The following is a 365-nucleotide window of genomic DNA, read 5'->3' as shown; positions in this document are numbered from 1 at the left end:
TAGTCTGTGTCTGATTCCAATCCTTGCATGATTTGAACACCTGCACTTGCGCCCACACGTGTGGCACCTGCTTCAACCATTGCGTTAAAATCTTCTAAACTACGCACACCGCCGGAGGCTTTCACTTCTAATGCTCCCCCGACAGTCTCTTTCATTAATTTCACATCTTCAGGTGTAGCACCGCCACCCGCAAAGCCAGTGGATGTTTTCACAAAGTGTGCGCCTGCTGCTTGTGCTAATTCAGAGGCTTTCACTTTTTCTTCATCAGTCAGTAAGACTGTTTCAATAATGACTTTAACCGTATGGCCTTGAGCCGCTTTGACCACAGCTTCAATATCTTGTTGTACATCAGCGTAACGTCCGTC

At 46.8% G+C, this 365-nt stretch carries 1 protein-coding gene; it reads right to left on the bottom strand.

The annotated features are described in order from the left end of the window. Window positions 1-365: deoxyribose-phosphate aldolase (deoC, locus tag CD118_RS11250; RefSeq protein WP_103356716.1), on the bottom strand; the 365-nt coding region annotated here is incomplete at both ends.

The sequence above is a fragment of the Staphylococcus coagulans genome (assembly GCF_002901995.1).
GTDB lineage: Bacteria > Bacillota > Bacilli > Staphylococcales > Staphylococcaceae > Staphylococcus > Staphylococcus coagulans.
The sequence above is the reverse complement of the archived record's forward strand: the minus strand, read 5'-3'. Positions and strand labels throughout refer to the sequence as shown.